This is a genomic window from Halorubrum hochsteinianum (genome assembly GCF_023702125.1).
GTDB lineage: Archaea > Halobacteriota > Halobacteria > Halobacteriales > Haloferacaceae > Halorubrum > Halorubrum hochsteinianum.
The window spans coordinates 544,017-560,725 of sequence record NZ_CP098415.1 but is presented as its reverse complement, the minus strand read 5'-3'; the positions used below and the strand labels follow the sequence as shown (position 1 = coordinate 560,725).

At 71.7% G+C, this 16,709-nt stretch carries 18 protein-coding genes; 3 read left to right on the top strand and 15 right to left on the bottom strand.

Going from position 1 to position 16,709, the window contains the following annotated elements; translation table 11 throughout:
* Positions 1-46 precede the first annotated feature (46 nt).
* Genes NAF06_RS02745 through NAF06_RS02730 form a run of 4 tightly spaced genes read right to left on the bottom strand, consistent with a single transcriptional unit; the run spans position 47 to position 3,988 of the window.
* Entirely contained in the window at positions 47-976 is a 930-nt protein-coding gene (locus NAF06_RS02745) for an aminotransferase class IV (protein WP_008581843.1), read from the bottom strand.
* Complete coding sequence (locus NAF06_RS02740; RefSeq protein WP_008581841.1) at positions 973-1,617, bottom strand: anthranilate synthase component II; 645 nt, start codon at positions 1,615-1,617, stop codon at positions 973-975. The genes NAF06_RS02745 and NAF06_RS02740 overlap by 4 nt, the downstream gene beginning before the upstream one ends.
* On the bottom strand, positions 1,614-3,395 hold the full coding sequence (locus tag NAF06_RS02735) for an anthranilate synthase component I family protein (protein ID WP_008581837.1): 1,782 nt from the start codon (positions 3,393-3,395) through the stop codon (positions 1,614-1,616). Before NAF06_RS02735 ends, NAF06_RS02740 begins: the two co-directional genes overlap by 4 nt.
* Before the next feature lie 56 nt (positions 3,396-3,451).
* A complete protein-coding gene (locus NAF06_RS02730; RefSeq protein ID WP_008581835.1) occupies positions 3,452-3,988 on the bottom strand; it encodes a helix-hairpin-helix domain-containing protein in 537 nt (178 codons plus the stop codon).
* Between the two features lie 103 nt (positions 3,989-4,091).
* On the opposite strand from NAF06_RS02730, the gene NAF06_RS02725 reads away from it, so the two are divergent.
* The gene (locus NAF06_RS02725) at positions 4,092-4,550 is read left to right on the top strand and encodes a hypothetical protein (protein ID WP_008581832.1); all 459 of its coding nucleotides are present in this window, start codon (positions 4,092-4,094) and stop codon (positions 4,548-4,550) included.
* Between the two features lie 425 nt (positions 4,551-4,975).
* On the opposite strand, the gene NAF06_RS02720 is transcribed toward NAF06_RS02725, so the two are convergent.
* The 5 genes from NAF06_RS02720 to NAF06_RS02700 form a co-directional block, all read right to left on the bottom strand.
* A complete protein-coding gene (locus NAF06_RS02720) occupies positions 4,976-5,800 on the bottom strand; it encodes a shikimate dehydrogenase (protein ID WP_008581830.1) in 825 nt (274 codons plus the stop codon).
* Between the two features lie 76 nt (positions 5,801-5,876).
* Complete coding sequence (locus NAF06_RS02715) at positions 5,877-7,013, bottom strand: DUF373 family protein (protein ID WP_008581828.1); 1,137 nt, start codon at positions 7,011-7,013, stop codon at positions 5,877-5,879.
* Positions 7,014-7,098: 85 nt separating this feature from the next.
* A complete protein-coding gene (sppA, locus tag NAF06_RS02710; RefSeq protein ID WP_008581826.1) occupies positions 7,099-8,034 on the bottom strand; it encodes a signal peptide peptidase SppA in 936 nt (311 codons plus the stop codon).
* A 147-nt stretch (positions 8,035-8,181) separates the two neighbouring features.
* Positions 8,182-9,105: a coiled-coil protein gene (locus NAF06_RS02705; RefSeq protein ID WP_006630804.1), complete on the bottom strand. Its 924-nt coding sequence runs from the start codon at positions 9,103-9,105 to the stop codon at positions 8,182-8,184.
* Positions 9,106-9,356: 251 nt separating this feature from the next.
* A complete protein-coding gene (locus NAF06_RS02700; RefSeq protein ID WP_008581822.1) occupies positions 9,357-10,034 on the bottom strand; it encodes a 2,5-diamino-6-(ribosylamino)-4(3H)-pyrimidinone 5'-phosphate reductase in 678 nt (225 codons plus the stop codon).
* A 75-nt stretch (positions 10,035-10,109) separates the two neighbouring features.
* Between NAF06_RS02700 and NAF06_RS02695 the strand changes: the two genes are divergently transcribed.
* Together NAF06_RS02695 and NAF06_RS02690 are read left to right on the top strand one after the other, a co-directional pair.
* A complete protein-coding gene (locus tag NAF06_RS02695; protein WP_049908598.1) occupies positions 10,110-10,313 on the top strand; it encodes a hypothetical protein in 204 nt (67 codons plus the stop codon).
* Positions 10,314-10,383: 70 nt separating this feature from the next.
* Entirely contained in the window at positions 10,384-10,803 is a 420-nt protein-coding gene (locus NAF06_RS02690) for a VOC family protein (protein WP_008581820.1), read from the top strand.
* A gap of 31 nt (positions 10,804-10,834) precedes the next feature.
* Here NAF06_RS02690 and NAF06_RS02685 read toward each other — a convergent pair whose 3' ends face one another.
* The 6 genes from NAF06_RS02685 to NAF06_RS02660 form a co-directional block, all read right to left on the bottom strand.
* Complete coding sequence (locus NAF06_RS02685) at positions 10,835-11,044, bottom strand: DUF8141 family membrane protein (RefSeq protein ID WP_008581819.1); 210 nt, start codon at positions 11,042-11,044, stop codon at positions 10,835-10,837.
* A gap of 82 nt (positions 11,045-11,126) precedes the next feature.
* Positions 11,127-13,259, bottom strand: a complete 2,133-nt coding sequence (gene metG / locus NAF06_RS02680; RefSeq protein WP_008581817.1) for a methionine--tRNA ligase — start codon at positions 13,257-13,259, stop codon at positions 11,127-11,129.
* A gap of 373 nt (positions 13,260-13,632) precedes the next feature.
* On the bottom strand, positions 13,633-14,541 hold the full coding sequence (locus tag NAF06_RS02675; RefSeq protein WP_008581815.1) for a thiamine-phosphate synthase family protein: 909 nt from the start codon (positions 14,539-14,541) through the stop codon (positions 13,633-13,635).
* The gene (gene dcd / locus NAF06_RS02670) at positions 14,538-15,170 is read right to left on the bottom strand and encodes a dCTP deaminase (protein WP_006630799.1); all 633 of its coding nucleotides are present in this window, start codon (positions 15,168-15,170) and stop codon (positions 14,538-14,540) included. The genes NAF06_RS02675 and dcd overlap by 4 nt, the downstream gene beginning before the upstream one ends.
* 24 nt (positions 15,171-15,194) lie before the next feature.
* Positions 15,195-15,956, bottom strand: a complete 762-nt coding sequence (locus NAF06_RS02665) for a YIP1 family protein (protein ID WP_008581810.1) — start codon at positions 15,954-15,956, stop codon at positions 15,195-15,197.
* A gap of 75 nt (positions 15,957-16,031) precedes the next feature.
* Positions 16,032-16,655, bottom strand: coding sequence for an NfeD family protein (locus NAF06_RS02660; RefSeq protein ID WP_008581808.1), 624 nt, complete (start codon positions 16,653-16,655; stop codon positions 16,032-16,034).
* Positions 16,656-16,709 lie beyond the last annotated feature (54 nt).

Genomic DNA, 16,709 nt, shown 5'->3' with positions numbered 1-16,709 from the left:
CCGTCCTCTTGTTTCAGGTGGCCGTGTAGATTCGATGAATTCCACCTTACAGCCGCTCGCCGTCGTAGTGAGCCTCCTCGATCCGCCGGTCGAACAGCCGGGAGATCAGGGTCGTGAGCGGGCCGGCGACCCCCTCGCCGTCGCCGTCGACCGCGATGCCGTCGACGGTCGCCACGGGGCGGACCTCCCACGTCGAGTTCGTGAGGAAGACCTCGTCGGCCGAACGGACCGCGTCCGGCGTGTACGTCCCCTCCTCGACGGGGATCCCCTCGTCTTCCGCGACCTCGATCACGGTCGCTCTGGTGACGCCGGGGAGGACCGGCCCGTCGAGCGACGGGGTCCGGAGCGCCGCGCCGTCGGCGAAGAAGAGGTTCGAGGTCGCCCCCTCGGCGACGCGGCCGTCCGGGTCGAGCATCAGGGCCTCGTCCGCGCCGGTCACGCGGAGCTCCAGCCGGGCTAGGATTCCGTTGAGGTAGTTGTGCGTCTTGGCGGCGGCCGGGATCGCGCGGTCGTCGGCCTTGCGGGTCTTCGTCGTCTGGACCGCGGCCGGCCCGTCGTGGACCGGCTCGCTCCCGACCCCGCCGCGCGGGAGCGGCTTCGCGATCACGACGACGGTCGGGTCGACCTCCGGTTTCGGGTCGAGCGTCCCGGGCTGGACCCCCCGCGTGACCGAGAGTTTCAGGTACGCGTCCGCGAGGTCGTTCGCGGCCAGCGTCTCGTCGACCCGCCGTCGCAACTCCGCGTCGGCGATGCCGTGATCCAGCCCGAGTGTCTCGCAGGTGTCGCGGAGCCGGTCGGCGTGCGCCTCCCAGCGGAAGGGGTCGCCGCCGTACGCGCGCATCGTCTCGAAGGCGGCGTCGCCGTAGGCGAACCCGCGGTCCTCGACCGAGACGGTCGCCTCCTCGGCGGGGACGAGGTCGCCGTCGACGTGATAGCGCAGGTCGTCGCCCCCGGTCGGCGCGGATCGGTCGCTCATTGCTCGCACCCCGCCACGAAGTTCCGCACCAGCCGCTTCCCGCGCGGGGTGAGGATGCTCTCCGGGTGGAACTGGACGCCGACGTGCGGCTTCTCGCGGTGGCGCACGCCCATCACCACTTCGCGCTCGTCCTCGGTGCGGGCGGTCTCGACCAGTTCGTCGGGCAGGTCCTCGCGCTCGACGCACAGCGAGTGGTACCGCCCGACGCGGAGCCGGTCGGGGAGGCCGGCGAAGACGCCCTCGCCGTCGTGGGTGATCGTCGACGGCTTCCCGTGGACGACCTCGGGCGCGTGGCCGACGCGGCTCCCGCCGCTCGCGCACAGCGCCTGATGGCCGAGACAGACGCCGAACACGGGGCGATCGAGTTCGAAGACCCCGGTCGAGACGCCGGCCTCGGCCGGGGTGCCGGGGCCCGGGGAGACGACGACGCCGTCCGGGTCGAGCGCGCGGATCCCGTCGAGGTCGACCGCGTCGTTGCGCCGGACCGTCACCGCGCCCGCGACCTCCCCGACGTACTGGACGAGGTTGTACGCGAACGAGTCGTAGTTGTCGACGACGAGGACCCGCGCGTCGGTCTCGCCCGCGCCCGGTCGCCAGCCGTCGTCCGATCCGACGGTCGCCGCCGCGTCCCTGTCCGTCATCGCTCGACCGCCCCCTCGGTCGTCCCGTCGGGTGCCTCTTCGGCGGCCGCATCGCCCCTCGTCTCGTCGACCGCCATCCCGCCGGTCGCGAGCGCCTCGTCGACGGCGCTCACCAGCGCGCGCGCCTTCGCGAGCGTCTCCTCGTACTCGGCGTCGGGGTCGGAGTCGTGGACGATCCCCGCCCCGACTCGGAGGTGGTACTCGGTCGCGTGGCGGACGAGCGTGCGGATGACGATGTTGAGCGTCGCGCGCCCGTCGAACCCGGCCGCGAACATCGACCCGGTGTACGGCCCCCGGCGCGTCGGCTCCAGTTCGTCGATTATCTCCATCGTCCGCGGCTTGGGCGCGCCGGTGATCGTCCCGCCGGGGAAGCAGGCGGCGACGGCGTCCGCGAGCCCCACGTCGCTCCGCGCCTCCCCCTCGATCAGGCTCACGAGGTGCATCACCTCGCTGTAGCGGTCGACGCGGCGGTACTCGCTCACGTCGACCGTGCCGAACCGCGACACCTTGCCGAGGTCGTTGCGCTCTAAGTCGACCAGCATCGCGTGCTCGGCGCGCTCCTTCGCGTCGCCTGTCAGCTCCCCTTCGAGCGCGGCGTCGGCCTCGTCGCTGTCCCCCCGCGGGCGCGTCCCGGCGATGGGCTCCGTGACGAGGCGCGCGCCGCGCTCGGGGTCGTCGGTCGGCTCCCGGTGTAAGAGCAGTTCCGGGCTCGCGCTCACGAGGTCGGTGCCGCTCGGGCGGTTCGTCCCGTCGGCCGCGGCTCCGTCGGCCCCGGTCTCACCGTCACCGCTCCCGCCGAACTCGATCAGCCCGGAGTACGGCGCGGGGTTCACTTCCCGGAGCGCGTCGTAGGCGTCGACCGGATGGACCGCGGCCGGCGCGGTCAGGCGCTGGGAGACGTTCGCCTGAAACGTGTCGCCCTCGCGGACGTACTCCTTGACGCGCCGCACCGCGTCGGCGTACCCCTCCCGACCCACGTCGCTCTCGAAGGTCGCGCGCTCCGCGGTCGGGTCGGGCGGCCGCTCCGCCTCGGGGTCGCCCGTCTCGATCCGGCGTATCAGGTCCGCCGCCCGCTCGGCCCCCTCGTCGAACAGCGCGTCGAGCGCGTCGCGGTCGGCGTCCGGGTCGTCGAGCCCCTCCGGAACGCGGGGACAGGCGGTCACGCGGAGCGTGACGGTCGCGCCCTCGGCGTTCGCGCCCGCGTCGCGCCGTCCGTCGCCGCCGCTCTCCGTCGGACACTCCCACGCAGCGATCCGGTCGAAGAGCGCCGCCCGAAGCCGCGGGAGGCCCCGGTCGTCGACCGCGCCCGGCCCCTCCGACGCGGCGGCCGGGAAGTCCTCCAACTCGCGGGCGGCGTCGTAGGAGAGCCAGCCGAACGCGCCGCAGGGATACGGGACCTCGCAGTCGCCGCGCGCCAGCGTCTCGCCGTCGAGGACGCCCTCCAGCGCGGCGAGCGACGGTGACGGACGGCGGTAGTCGCCCGTGGAATCCGCGTCGTCGCGCTCGTCCGGCCCCGATCTCTCGGCCCCGCCGCCGAGCGCGACCGCGTCGCCGGAGACGGTCAGCCGCTCGACCGGGTCGACGCCGAAGTACCCCCAGCCGGACTGGCCGCCGGTCGTCTCGTAGAACACGCCGCCGGGACCGTCCCGCGCCCGCCGGTACGCCGAGAAGGGGTCGTCGACGGCGACCCGGAGCTCGACCGGGACCCGCGCGCCGGCCGGAGCCGCGGCGGCGACCGCGTGGAATCGGTCCCGGTCGGTGTGTGCCGTTCGCCTCATGTGCCCCCCTTCGGCGGGGGCGGTGAAACAGTTGCGGTCGTCGAAACCGCCCGGCCTCAGAACTCGCTCGCGCGGTCGATCCACGTCGCGGCGCGCTTCTCGCCGACGCTCGCCCCCTCGGCCACGTCCGCGGCGTCCGCGCCCGCGAGCTCGTCGACCGTCTCGATCCCGATGGACGCGAGCCGCTCCGCGTACGCCGGCCCGATGCCCTTGATCTCCTCGACGCTCGGCCCGCGGTCGTCGCCGTCGACCGCGACGTCGTCGCCCTCGTCGCCCGCGGCCTCCGCCGGCTCGGCCACCCCGTCGCCGGTCGCGCTCTCGGCGTCGTCGGCCGCGTCGTCGGCCGCGGCCTCATCGTCGACGAGCGACTCGGTCGAGGCGGCGGCCTCCGTCCCCGCGGCGACCGGCTCCGCTTCGTCGGTCCCGGCGTCGCCGGTCTCGGCGTCGTCCGCGCCGTCGTCGCTCTCGGAGGCGGCCGCGTCGGCGGCCGGTTCCGACTCGCGCTCGACGGTCACTTCGGTCTCGGCCGACTCCCGGTCGGCGGAGCCGCTCCCGAATCCGAGCTTCTCTTTGAGCTTCTGAAGTAGGGCCATTGCCGACGGCTACACGTGCGAGATATTTAAAAACCGTCTCCGACGCAAGCGCCCGTCGTCCCGTCTCGCCGGTTTATAAGTACGGTCGCGTCGTCCCGGTGGTATGGACGTCATCAACCCCGTCATGTGGTCGGTCCACGTCGGCTTCGCGATCCTCTGGGTCGGCAGCGTGTTGTTCGTCACCCTCGCGGTACTCCCGCCCGCGCTCCGCGGCGACGTCGGTAGCGACGCGCTCGGCTCGGTCGTCGGTCGCCTGCGGTGGATCACCCGGATCGCCGCGGTCGCGTTCGTCCTCTCCGGCGGCCACATGGCCGGCACCCTGTACACGTTCGAGGCGCTGACCGGCACGCCCCGGGGCCACCTCGTGTTGACGATGCTGGGGCTGTGGTTCGTCGGCACCGGCCTCGTCGAGGTCGCCGGCTCGAAGCTGGCGGACGGACTCGACGCGGGGAAGCTCCGCGAGCCGGCCCGCGACGCCAAGCCCTTCCTCTACGGCGCGTCGGCGGTCTCGGTCGGGCTGATCGTCACCGCCGGGCTGCTCGCCAGCCCGACGATGATCTAATAAATCTCGGCTCGGATCGTCGCTTATCAATTATAAATAGCTGACAGGAGGGAGGCGGCGGGCATCTCCGAAGCCCCGGTCGCTTGGCTGTACGTGACTGACTCTGCTACGACTGCGGCTTCGAGTCCCGCCCCGCACCGCAACCATCCTCACGCCTCCCCAGCCTCGTCGGCCGGCCTCCGCGTCGCTCCGGCCGGCCGACTCCAGCGAGAATCGAAGATTCTCTGGCAGCGAGGGACACGGTCCCTCGGGCAACCGGGCTTAGCCCGGTGACAGCCGGCGCTACGCGCCGGCGACAGCGTGGCGCGACGCGCCACGGGCAGTCGGGCGAAGCCCGACGACCTCGCGCGTGCGACTCGCGCCGCGGTGCGGCGCTCGTCGGCACGCGCCACCGCGTCGTCTGTTTATAAATAAAGCCCCGCCGATCACTCCAGTTCCGCTCGCAGCGCCGCGTTCATCGCCTCGACCGGTGCGTCCTCGTCGGTCCAGATCTCGAACGCCTCGACCCCCTGGAACAGTAGCATCCATGCGCCGTCGACCGTCGTCGCGCCCGCGTCGGCCGCCTCCCGGAGCAGGCGCGTCTCGATCGGGGCGTACACCGCGTCTAGCACCGCGAGGTCGCCGTGGAGGTGCTCCGCGGGGACCGGCGTCTCCTCGGGCGACTCCATCCCCACGCTCGTCGCGTTGACGAGCAGGTCGGCGGCCGCGACGCGGTCGGCGAGGTCGTCGAGCCCGCCGCCGGTCGCGCCCGGGACCGCCTCCGCGAGTTCGACCGCCCGTCCGGCGGTGCGGTTCGCGACGTGGACCGCCGCGCCCGCGTCCGCCAGCGCGAACGCGGCCGCCCGCCCCGCCCCGCCCGCGCCCACCACGAGCGCGTCGCGACCGTCGATCGTCACGTCGTGGTGTTCGAGCGCCCGGGTCACCCCGGCCGCGTCGGTGTTGTGGCCGCGCGGGCGGTCGGCGTCGCCCTTGCGGACCGGGCCGTAGTCGACCGTGTTGACCGCGCCGATGCGCTCGGCGAGCGGGGCGGGGTCGACCGCGTCGAGCGCGTCGCGCTTGAACGGCACCGTGACGTTGAGGCCGGCGACGCCGAGGTCGGCCGCGCCCGCGATGGCTCCGGCCGCGGCGTCGGCGTCGGGTTCGAAGGTCACGTACCGCGCGTCGAGTCCGAGCGCCTCGTAGCCCGCCTCGTGCATCGGCGGCGACAGCGAGTGGCCGACCGGGTTTCCGATCAGTCCGTACACGTCCATGCCCGCCGACGCGGGCGCGACCGACAAAAGGGGGTCGGTCGGCCGCGGGATCTGCCGCTCCGGTCTCGTCGGCTCCTCACTCCCGTCGGCCGTCCGCCTCCCGCTCCGCGTCGATGACGTCTTCGAGGGTCTCCGTGCCGACATCGCTGGCGACCTTGACGCCGACGAGCGACACGACGATGCCGCTCACGATGAACGCCGCGAGCTGTTGGACCGGGGTCATCGCCATCCCGTAGACGGACAGGGGGTCCCGGACCGCCTCCTGCGCGAGGAAGTAGCCGGCGAAGCCGCGGACGACTAAGGCGACCGCCGCGATGACGAACGGGAGGTTGAGATACGGCGTCCGGATCCCCTCGTCGCGGATCAGCTCGTCGAGCAGTCGCCCCACGGCCGCGGTCACGCCGGCGACCGCGAACCACGGCACCGCCGCGAAGGCGAACTCTACGGCCTCGACGAGCCGGGGCGACCCGGCGTCCAGCTCCGACGCGGCGAGGACGCCGAAGAAGCCGCCGACCAGCGCCAGCCCGCCGGCGACCACGTACGTCACGACCGACACCTGCCCGGCGTACAGCGCCTCGCGCACGCGTTCGGGCATCCCCGCCACGCGCCGGTCGATCGCCAGCCCCTTGTAGAGCAGCGCCGCGCCGAGCAGGCCGGCGACGCCCGCGACCGCCTCCCCGGCGGAGAACCGGGCGAACAGCACCGGCAGCAGGAGTAGCGCGACGCCGATCGGGACCAACACCGTCGACCGGAGCTGCTCGTCGGCGAGGAACTGCTTGAGCAGGTAGTAGGTGGACTCGATGTCGCGGGCCTGCCGGACGACGACGCGGTCGACCGAGTCGACCGGGACCCGCGACTCCACGACCGGGAGGACGCGCTCGTCCTCCGCGGAGTCGACCACGACGATCGCGGCCCGGGGGTCGTACCGCTCCACGAGGTCGTCGAGCTGGGCCGCGATCGACCGGTCGGCCCCGACCGGGGTGTCGCTCTCGGCGGAGACGACCGCGACGACCGACTCCTCGCGCTCGTCCCGGAGGTCGCGCGCGACCCGCAGCGACTCCAGCAGGCAGTTCACGCTGGCGTCCTCGGGGTCGTCCAGCCCGGCGTCCGTCACCAGCGAGCGGACGGCCTCCCAGCCCGCGACCGGCATCGGGACGTTGGTGGCGCGACCGATCGCCCCCGAGCGGTCGACGCAGATGACCAGCGTCGTCACGTGTCGTCTCACACCGCGGCCGGACAAAAATCCTCCCCGTCGGCCGCCGCGCGCGCTTCGGTCCCCGCGGACGCTCTCGCGGCCGCTATCGCAACTCCACGTCGATGTCGCCGCCGTCGCCGCCGAACACGCTCGCGACGCCGCTCCCGGCCGCGAACGCGACGCGCTCCGCGCCGATGCCGAGCCGCTCGGCCAGCCCCCGCTCCGGGGTGAACTCGCGCACCTCCGGCTTCGCGCCGATCAGCTCGGCGAGCCGCCCCTCGACGTCGTCCTCGGTGCCGAGCTCGTCGACGAGCCCCATCTCGGCGGCGTCCTCGCCGAGGTACACGCGGGCCTCGGTGTCTCGGATCTCGTCGGGGTCCATGTCGCGGCCCTCGCTGACGGTCTCGACGAACTGCTCGTAGTAGCCGTCGATGATCCCCTGGAGGTACTCCCGCTCGTCCTCCTCGATCTGCTTCAGCGGGACGCCGGCGTCCTTGTACTCGCCGGCCGTGAACTGCTCGTAGCTGATTCCGAGCTTGTCCGCCAGCCCCTTCGCGTTCGGGCGCGAGCCGACGACGCCGATGGAGCCGACGAGGCTCGCCTCGCGCGCCCACAGCTCGTCGCAGCCGCTCGCGATCCAGTAGCCGCCGGAGGCGCAGGTGTCGGTCGCGTACGCGACCGTCGGCCCGTCGAAGCCGGCGGCGGCCCGCCGGATGTCGTCGCTCGGGACGACCTCGCCGCCCGGCGTGTTGAGTTCTAAGAGTAGCGCCTCGACGTCGTCGTCCTCGTCGGCCGCCTCGATCTGTTCGACCACGTCGTCCGCGGTCGCGCCGCCCGGTCCCGAAAGCGGCGAGGGACGGCCCTGATTCCGCCGGATCGGGCCCGACACGGTCACCTTTGCGGTGTTGTACGTCTCGGCGTCACCGAACCGCCCGCCGGTGAGCCGCGCGAGGGCCGCGCGGCCCGCGATCGTCGTCGCCGCGCCCACCGCGGCGGCCGCGAGCAACCCCTTCCGTCCGTTCGTCGGCGCGTCGTCCATACCGGCGGTTGGCGTCGCACGCGCTTATAAGCCGTGGCCGGTGCGCCGCCCGGCCGCTGCGGTCGAGGCCGAGGAGCCGCCGGCCGCGGCGCTGGTCGTTGGAAGAAAACCGCAGAAAACCGCGTCGGAACCGCTGGAGTCGCCGGCTTACAGGAGGCCGGTCTTCTGGAGCTTCATCAGGTCCTCGGTGTCGAGCGTCTCGCCCTCCTTGAACTTCTGATAGATCTCCTCGGCCTCCTCCTTCTCTTCCTCGCGCTTCTCGGCGCGCTCGTCCTGGCGCTCCTCCTCCTCCTTCTTGTCGAGCTCGCGCAGGCGCTTCTGGACGCGGACGAAGTCCTCGTGGTGGCGGTCGGCCGCCTCCTGGGCCTCGACGAAGAGCTCGTGCATCTCGTCGGCCTCGTCGCGGATGTCGTCGGCCTCGCGGTAGGCCTCGATCATCTGGTTGTGGTGCTCCTGGGCCTTGTCGGCGAGCTCCGTCACCTTCTGGTGGTGCTGGGACGCCTCGGAGCGGACCTCCTCGGCCTCCTCGACGAGCTCGTCGAGCTCGCTCGTGTCGTCGACCTTCTCCTTCTTCTCGGCGAGCTTCTCGCGTTTGTCGTCGATCTTCTCGATCAGCTCGCGCTCGTCCTCCGCGTCGAGGACCTCCGTCTGCTGACGGAACTCTAAGTCCTCGATCTCCTCTTCGAGCTCCTCGATGGACTTGCCGGAGCCGAGTTCGAGGTCCTGTTTGAGCTCCTCGACCTCGTCGAACAGCTCGTTGGCCTCGGCGTTGAGCTCGTTGCGCTTGTCCTTGTGCTCCTGGACCTGCTCGTTGAGCTCGTCGCGGCTCTCGCGGTGCTCCTGGGCCTCGTCGACCTTCTCGCGCGTCTTCGCGTTGAGGTCGTCGCGCTTGGAGGCGCGCTCGGAGGCCATCTGGTTCAGCTCGTTGCGTCGGTCTCGCAGCTGACCGGCGCGCTTGATGAGCTGCCCCTTGGAGCCGTTGTCCAAGTCGTCCTCAGAAAGGTCCACGTTGTCCGCCTCGTCCATCGGTTCCACGTCGTACTGCTCGATGACTTCTTCTTTCGTTACCATTTGTTATCTCTCCATCACCGCTCCGGCGATAGCGACCGCTCGCTGTGGTGCGTCGGGCCGTCTGCAAGAACTCCCGTTCATTTCAGTGTGCGATTCCACCAGCGCCAGAGGCGTTCTGGTACCCGCAACTACCCCCGGGCGATACATAAATACTTCGGTGATTTTCGTGTACATCGCTGTCACGGACCGTGTACCGTCGGATTTCGTGGGCACGGTTCACACGATCCGCAAACGGAGGGCGGGAGATCCCGCTACGAGCCGTCGCCGTCCACGACGTCGTACGAGAGGACGACCCCGTCGTCGAGCCGCTCCACGTCCGCGAGCGTCAGGTCGGGGAACGCCTCGGTGAACCCCGTCCCGTCCGCCAGCGTGGGCGCGTCGCGGCCGCCGATCACGAGCGAGCCGACGTAGACGTGGAGCTCGTCGACCACCCCGGCCTCGAAACACGAGAAGATCACCTCGCCGCCCCCCTCGACCATCAGCCGGTCGACGCCGCGGTCCGCGAGCCGCTCGACCCCGACCGCGACGTCGACGCGCTCCTCCCCGGCGATGATCACCTCCGCGCCCGCGTCGGCGAGCGCCTCCCGTCGCTCCCGGTCGGTCGCCTCCGAGACGAGCAGGTACGTCGTCGCCGCGTCGTCCAAGATCCGGGCGTCGGTCGGCGTCCGGCCGGTCGAGTCGACCACGACGCGGGCGGGGTCCCCGGACCGCCCGGCCCGCAGGCGTTCGACGCGGCGGTCCTCCTCGTCGAGCGTGAGGTGCGGGTCGTCCGCGAGGACGGTCCCGACCCCGACGAGGACCGCGTCCGCGGCCGCCCTGACCCGGTCGACCCGGTCGAAGTCCTCCGACCCCGAGATCCGGAGCTGTTCCCGGCGGCGGGTGGCGAGCTTCCCGTCGACGCTCTGGGCCGCGTTGACGACCACGTGCATACGCGAAGGTAGTGCGGGCGCGGAATGGTCGTTTCGGTCCGATACGTTTTCGAATTTGATTCAGGCGTACCCGACATGGAAGGTGTCGGATCCCTCGCCATCAACTACTACGAAACTGGCGTCGTGACCGACACCTCCGAAGCCCCGCCCCACAACCGCAGCCTCACGCCTCCCCAGCCTCGTCGGCGGCTCCCGATGGTCGCCGCCGACTCCCTCGCGCGTGCGACTCGCGCCCTTCGGGCGCTCGCCGGCACGCGCCACCGCACCCGGCTGGTTTAGACTGCGCCGTTCCCCACCACACCCGACGCTCGTCGACACGGTTTTTCCTTCGGTCCGCGACCGATCCGACGTGTCAGACCCAACCGCGCACCACGTCGGGGTCACCGTCGCCGACCTCGACCGTGCCGTCGACTTCTACGCCGAAACGTTCGACCTCGACGTCGTCGCCGAGTTCTCCGTCGGCGGCGACGCCTTCGCCGAGGCGGTCGCCGTCGAGGGCGCGTCCGCCGAGTTCGCCCACCTCGACGCCGACGACGCGATCGTCGAACTCGTCGCCTACGAGCCGGCGGGCGAGGCAGGCGCGGACCCCGAACTGAATCGCCCGAGCGCGACCCACCTCGGACTCTCCGTCGACGACGTCGAGGCGTTCTACGAGGGACTCTCCGACGACGTGGAGACGCTCTCGCCGCCCCGCACCACGTCGAGCGGGACGACGGTCCTGTTCGTCAGGGACCCGGAGGGGAACCTGATCGAAGTGCTGGACGCCTGAGACGGCCGACCGCTCCGGGACTCCGCGGCGGCTACCGGCCGCCCGCCTCGCGCATCACCAGCATCGACAGCGGGAGGTTCGCGGCGACCAGTCCGTACGCGCCGCCCACGATCGGTTCGAGGCCGAACTCGGGCGCGAGCAGGTAGCCCGCGCCGAACCCGATCGGGTCGAACACGACCGCGAGGAGGATCACCTGCGCCTGAAACGACAGCGTCTCGAACCAGCGGGGAAGGAGGGACATGCCAGTCTCCGCTTCAAACGTCAGTCGGATAAAACTTCGAGAAACCGCGCCACGACCGACCGCGCCGCGACGGACCGCGGCCTCACTTCACCTTCGTCCCCGGCCCGGCGTCCTCGTAGGTGGTGAGGAGGTCGGCCCCCTCGCCGGCGGCCAGCACCATCCCGTTCGACTCGACGCCGAACAGCTCCGCCTTCTCCATGTTCGCGAGGACGATCACCTTCGTGTCAGGCAGGTCGTCGACGTCGTGGAGCTGCTTGAGCCCCGCGACGATCGTCCGGGTCTCCGCGCCGAGGTCGACGGTGAGCTTCACGAGGTCGTCGGCCCCGTCGATCCCGTCCGCCTCCTCGATCCGGCCGACCCGGATGTCCAGTTCCTGGAACTCGTCGAAGCTGATGCGGTCGTCGCTGAGGGGTTCGATGTCGCTCATGTCGGTGTCTTCGGTGTTCGCGTCGCTGCCGTCGTCGCCGCCGTCGTCGTCATTCCCGGCGTCGCCGCCGTCGTCGCTCTCCGACTCGGCGACGCGGGCGTCGAGCTTCTCGTTGAGCGCCTCGACGCGCTCGTCTTCGATCTGTTCGAACAGCTCGGTCGGCTCGCTCAGGTCCCCCGCGGGGGCCTCGCCGGCCGCCTCGACCGTCGCGTCGTGGACGGATCCGGGCTCGCCGAGCTGATCCCAGAGCCGCTCGCTCTTCTCGGGGGCCAGCGGCTCGAAGAGGACCGCGATGGCCTTCGCGAGCGCGACGCAGTCGTAGATGACCCGCTCGGCCTCGTCGGGCTCCTCGTCGACGAGCTTCCACGGCTCGTTGCGCTGGATGTACTCGTTGCCGAAGCGGGCGAGGTCGGTGACGGCGTCGCCGAGCGCGCGGACGGAGTAGTCGTTGACCGCGGCGGTCACGTCCTCGACCGCCTCGTCGATCCGCGCCGCCACGTCTTCGCTGAGGGCGTCGGCGTCGGGCCCGTCCTCGTAGTTCCGGTGGGCGAACAGCAGGGAGCGGTAGAGGAAGTTGCCGACGGTCCCCACCAGTTCGGTGTTGACGCGCTCGGCGAACTTCTCCCACGAGAAGTCCACGTCCTGCTGGAACCCGCCGTTGGTCGCGAGGTAGTAGCGCAGCGGGTCGGGGTGGAACCCCTCGTCGAGGTACTCGTCCGCCCAGACCGCGCGGTCCCGGCTCGTCGAGAACCCCTTCCCGTCGAGCGTGACGAAGCCGCTGGCCATCACCGCGCGCGGCTCCGCGTGGTCGGTCGCCTCCAGCATCGCGGGCCAGAAGATCGTGTGGTGCTGGATGATGTCGCGGCCGATCACGTGGACGATCTCCCCGCCCTCGGGGAACTCGTCGCTCGCGCCCTCCTTCCAGGCGGTCTCCCAGTCGAACGCGTCGGACCCGACGCGCTCGGAATACTGCTTCGTCGAGGCGATGTACTCGATCGGCGCGTCGACCCAGACGTATAAGACGAGGTCCTGCTCCCCGTCGTCGCCGGGGTAGTCGATCCCCCAGTCCATGTCGCGGGTGATACACCAGTCCTGAAGCCCCTGCTCGATCCACTCGCGGGGCTGGTTCCGGGCGTTCGGGGTCCCTTCGAGCCGGTCGAGGAACTCCGAGAGGTAGTCAGCGAACTCGGAGACCGCGAAGAACTCGTGGGTGCGCTCGCGGTACTCCGCGGGGTTGCCGGTGATCGTCGACTCGGGGTCCTCGATCTCGCCGGGTTCGAGGTGGCGCTGACACCCCTCGTCGCACTCGTCGCCGCGGGCGTGCGCGCCGCAGTACGGACAGGTCCCCTCGACGTAGCGGTCGGGGAGGTACTGGTCGTCGACGGGGTCGTACGCGACCATGATCTCCTTCTCGTAGAGGTGGCCCGCCTCGTCGAGGTCGCGGACCAGCTCCTGTGTCAGTTCCGTGTTCGTCTCGTCGTGGGTGTGGCCGTAGTTGCCGAACTCGACGTTGAACTTCGGGAACGTCTCGGCGTAGCGCTCGTGCCAGTCGAGCGCGAAGTCCTCGGGCGAGACGCCCTCCTGTTCGGCGTTGACCGCGACGGGCGTGCCGTGCATGTCGGAGCCGGAGACGAACGCGGCCTCCTGACCGAGTCGGTCGAGCGCGCGGCTGTACACGTCGCCGCCCACGTAGGTGCGGAGGTGACCGATGTGGAGGTCGCCGTTGGCGTACGGCAGTCCACAGGTCACCACCGCCGGGCGGTCGGTGGGGAAATCGTCGTGGCTCATGTGGTGCGTGTGTCGTGTGTCGGTCGATCGGGTCTAAAGCCCGCTGGTTCGGGGCCGTCCGCGGAGCGTCCCGCCCGCGTCGGTGCGACACCGATCGCGTCGGCGGATCTGTGCGCGTCGGCGGTTCCGTGCGCGTCGACGCTTCTCGGTCGCGTGTGGCGGGCGGTCCCGCTCGCGGCTCGCCGGCGGCCCGGGCGCTACGGGGAGGCGACGGGCTTCGTCGCCGCGCCGCCGCCGACCGCGTTACCGGTCGTCGCCGACGCGACGGGTCCACCCGCCGCTAGAAGGAACGCATCCGCATCCCGGGCCGCCGGTGTCGGATCACGCCCGGTCGTTCGTCGTCGCGGAAAATAAAAGCACCCGTGTCGGCGGCTCACAGCAGGCCGCGGACGATCCGCGCCGCCCCGGCCGCGGTGGGCGCGAGGACGTAGACGATCGGCTCGACGCCGACCGCCCCGGTCTGGTACACCACGACCCCGTCCGCGTCCGCCGGGAGATCGGCCGCCGAGACCGCGTCCGCGACCGCCTCGCGGGTCGGCCGCTCCGCGTCGAACTCGACGGTCGGGTGCGACTCGCCGAGCGCCGCGACGGTCTCGGGGTCGTACCGGAGGTTGACCGCGCCGCGGACGGCAGCGCCGCCCTCGCGCGCCGCGAGCAGCACCGTCGCGACGTGTTCGCTCACGCCGAACTCCGGCTCGCCGGGGACCATCGCCCGCCCCTTCACGTCGACGAGCCGGCCGGGGACCGCGGCCACGTCGTCCACCGTGGCGGCGTCGGCGAGGCACTCCGCGACGTTCGCGCCGACGTTCGGGATCAGCCCGGCGAACCCGGAGGCGTTCGTCAGGGTCCGGAGCCCTCGACGGACCGACGTGAGGACGCGCTCGCGCTCGCGGAGGCCGCTGTCGGGGTCGTGGACGGAGAACTCCACGTCGGCGTCGGCGAGCGCGGGCATCGCCTCCTCGTGGAGGTCGGCCAGCAGGTCGCCCTCCTCCAACTGCCGGATCAGCACCTCGATCTCGACGAGCGCGCCGACCGGCGTGAGGTCGCCGCTCGCGAGCCCCTCGCCCACGCGCTCGACGAGGTCGAGAACGCGCTCGTCGGCGACGATCCGGTCGTGCCTCGCCACGTCGCCCGCGGCGTACTTCGAGACCGCCGACTGCGAGATGCCGAGCGCGTCGGCGACCTCCAGCTGGGTGAACCCGCGCTCCCGGAGGTCCTCCGCGAGCATCGAGCGGACGGTCGGGAGGAACTCGTCGACGACGACCTCCTCGATGAACCTCATGGCTCTTCCCCCGCGGCGGTCTCCTCCCCGCCGCCGGACTCGTCTCCCTCCGCCGCGAACTCCGGATCGTCGCCGATCCGCGACGCCTGCGGGCCGTCCTGTCCCTGGTACTTGGAGCCGCGCTCGGCACCGTACGGGCGCTCGGCCGGTCGCTTCAGCTCCGTGAAGGTGAGCTGCGACACGCGCATGCCCGGCGAGAGCGCCACGGGAGCGGTCCCGAGGTTCGACAGTTCGAGCGTGATCTGGCCCTCGTAGCCCGGGTCGCACAGCCCCGCGGTCGCGTGGACGACGATCGCGAGGCGGCCGAGCGACGACCGCCCCTCGACGTGGGCGACGAGGTCGTCCGGGATCGCGACGCGCTCGGCGGTCGTCCCGAGGACGAAGTCGCCGGGGTGGAGGATGAACTCGTCGCCCTCGGGGACCGTCGTCTCCGTCACGTACTCGCTCACCTCGCCCGCGTCCGTCGGGTGGATACAGGGGATGTTGGTGCGCTGGAACTCCAGGAACCGCTCGCCGAGCCGCAGGTCGACGCTCGCCGGCTGGACCTGCTGATCGACGTCGTCGAGCGGCTCGATCGCGAGGTCGCCCTCCGCGAGCCGGTCGAGGATGTCGGCGTCCGACAGGATCATGTCGGATCGGGGAGCGCCGTCGGCTTAAAAACTCCCGAAGTTCGCGGGCACGGCGAGCAGGAGGGCGACCGCGGCGAAGACCGTCGCCACGCCCGCCGCCGTCCCGCGGCCGAGGTCGTGTCGGGCCTCCAGCCCGCCGACGACGATCGCCCACTGGACCGCTATCGCGACCGCGGACGCGACGAGCAGGGGGCCGGTCGTGCCCGTGATCGCGGCGACCGCGTCCCTCGCGATCGCCTCGCCGGTCGACCCCGTTATCGCCGCGTTCGAGAGGGCGAACCAGATCGCCGCGAGGCCGGCGATCACCCGGAGCAGTTCGCCGACGAGCGCCCAGCCGGCGATCAGGAACGAGTCGCCGACGGACCCCTCCCCGCCGGCGACGCGCGCGCCGACGTGGAGGGCGAGCGCGAAGATCCCCCACCAGATCGGCACGCCGATCAGGCCGTAGTGGATGTAGCCGTCCGCGGCCTCCCGGAGTTCCGCCCCGGCGTCGACCTCGATCCGCGCCGGCTCGTCGCACCGCTCGCCGAACACGGAGTCGGGGTCGTCCCCGAACGTCTCGCAGGTCGACTCGGGCGGGCGATCCGGGTTGTCGACGGTGACCTGCTGGTCGATGGTCGCGTCGAAGATCCCGCCAAGCGCGACGACCCCGAGCGCGGTGCCGATCGTGACGATCACGAGCATCGCGACGGCGACCGACGTGGCCCGGGGCGATTCGAAGCCGTCGCGGACGCGGTCGAGCAGGCCACCGACCGGCCGCGGGAGGAGGGCGAACGGGGAGGGCATGGTCGGGCGATCCGCCGCGAGCGGCAAGTGCTTTTTTCTCGGCGGTGCGCGCCGCGGCGCAGTCGTCCGCCGGCGTCACTCCCGCTCCAGTTCGGTCTCCGGGTCCGCGTCGCCTTCCTCAGACTCTTCCGCCTCGACCTCGGTCGCCGCGGCCTTCCGGGCGCGGTCGGCCGCGAGCTCGCGGTCGATGTCGTCCTCGACGTACCCTATCGACTCCACGGTGACGACGTTGCCCCCGCCGGGGTCGACGACCATCACCTCCTCGCCCTCCGCGATCTCGCCGTCCATCGACCGGGCGGAGTAATGGGGGTTGAAGCCGCCGCCGGCGAGTTTCACCTCGCCGCCCGTGGGGGTCACGCGCTCCGTGACGGTCCCCGTCTTCCCCTTCAGCGAGTCGCTGTCGCTCGTCTGCTGTTGTCCCTTGCCCCCGTAGAGGTCGAACTCGTGGTAGCCGTAGAAGGCGGCAGCGCCGAAGACGAGCGTGAGGACCGCCATGAAGAGCGTGAGGAGCGCGCCGGGGACGGCGAGCGAGGCCAGGAGCAGCCCCCCGAGCCCGGCCCCGATGAGCGCGATGCCGACGACGATGAAGTTCGCTCCGGGTGCCAGCGCCTCCGCCATCGAGAGCAGCAGTCCCGCGGTCAAAAGCAGCAGCGGGAGGGTGTCCGGCGAGAGGAGGCCGGCCTGTGCGAGCGCGTCCATGTTCGCCCCTACGGCCGCGGCCTGATAAGTGGTGGTGCGCGCCGTCGCGGCCCG

Excerpts from the sequence above, each read along its gene's own strand:
- NAF06_RS02725 (WP_008581832.1), top strand. The coding sequence starts at position 4,092 with ATGGACGTCATCAACCCCGTCATGTGGTCGGTCCACGTCGGCTTCGCG.
- NAF06_RS02665 (WP_008581810.1), bottom strand. The coding sequence starts at position 15,956 with ATGCCCTCCCCGTTCGCCCTCCTCCCGCGGCCGGTCGGTGGCCTGCTC.
- NAF06_RS02735 (WP_008581837.1), bottom strand. The coding sequence starts at position 3,395 with ATGAGGCGAACGGCACACACCGACCGGGACCGATTCCACGCGGTCGCC.
- NAF06_RS02705 (WP_006630804.1), bottom strand. The coding sequence starts at position 9,105 with ATGGTAACGAAAGAAGAAGTCATCGAGCAGTACGACGTGGAACCGATG.
- NAF06_RS02740 (WP_008581841.1), bottom strand. The coding sequence starts at position 1,617 with ATGACGGACAGGGACGCGGCGGCGACCGTCGGATCGGACGACGGCTGG.
- NAF06_RS02745 (WP_008581843.1), bottom strand. The coding sequence starts at position 976 with ATGAGCGACCGATCCGCGCCGACCGGGGGCGACGACCTGCGCTATCAC.
- NAF06_RS02700 (WP_008581822.1), bottom strand. The coding sequence starts at position 10,034 with ATGCACGTGGTCGTCAACGCGGCCCAGAGCGTCGACGGGAAGCTCGCC.
- NAF06_RS02720 (WP_008581830.1), bottom strand. The coding sequence starts at position 5,800 with ATGGACGTGTACGGACTGATCGGAAACCCGGTCGGCCACTCGCTGTCG.
- NAF06_RS02675 (WP_008581815.1), bottom strand. The coding sequence starts at position 14,541 with ATGAGGTTCATCGAGGAGGTCGTCGTCGACGAGTTCCTCCCGACCGTC.
- dcd (WP_006630799.1), bottom strand. The coding sequence starts at position 15,170 with ATGATCCTGTCGGACGCCGACATCCTCGACCGGCTCGCGGAGGGCGAC.
- NAF06_RS02685 (WP_008581819.1), bottom strand. The coding sequence starts at position 11,044 with ATGTCCCTCCTTCCCCGCTGGTTCGAGACGCTGTCGTTTCAGGCGCAG.
- metG (WP_008581817.1), bottom strand. The coding sequence starts at position 13,259 with ATGAGCCACGACGATTTCCCCACCGACCGCCCGGCGGTGGTGACCTGT.
- NAF06_RS02730 (WP_008581835.1), bottom strand. The coding sequence starts at position 3,988 with ATGGCCCTACTTCAGAAGCTCAAAGAGAAGCTCGGATTCGGGAGCGGC.
- NAF06_RS02695 (WP_049908598.1), top strand. The coding sequence starts at position 10,110 with ATGGAAGGTGTCGGATCCCTCGCCATCAACTACTACGAAACTGGCGTC.
- sppA (WP_008581826.1), bottom strand. The coding sequence starts at position 8,034 with ATGGACGACGCGCCGACGAACGGACGGAAGGGGTTGCTCGCGGCCGCC.
- NAF06_RS02660 (WP_008581808.1), bottom strand. The coding sequence starts at position 16,655 with ATGGACGCGCTCGCACAGGCCGGCCTCCTCTCGCCGGACACCCTCCCG.